This is a genomic window from Rhizobium ecuadorense, from assembly GCF_001187535.1.
Taxonomy (GTDB): domain Bacteria; phylum Pseudomonadota; class Alphaproteobacteria; order Rhizobiales; family Rhizobiaceae; genus Rhizobium; species Rhizobium ecuadorense.
Window position 1 is genome coordinate 1 of sequence record NZ_LFIO01000631.1, and the last position, 214, is coordinate 214.

Annotated in this window: 1 protein-coding gene; it reads right to left on the bottom strand. The window is 51.9% G+C overall.

Annotated elements, in window-relative coordinates; genetic code table 11:
* Nucleotides 1-115: phosphoglycerate mutase family protein (locus AF337_RS40270; protein WP_160320293.1), on the bottom strand; the 115-nt coding region annotated here is incomplete at its 3' end.
* Nucleotides 116-214: the final 99 nt, after the last annotated feature.

The window sequence follows — 214 nt, forward strand, 5'->3', positions numbered from 1 at the left end:
TCGCCATTTGTTCGGCCTGTTCGATACCGCGCGCTGTAAGTGGTGAATCTTTTTGGCCCTGGAACCGACCCAAGGTGTTCCAAATGGTCTCGCCGTGGCGAAGCAGGTAAATCACTGGTGTTGTCCTAAACGAATGCCAAAAAGATGGTCGCAGCGGCCAAGTGATGCGACAGATCAATAATGACTGCAACTGATCCGATCCATATGTGCCAGG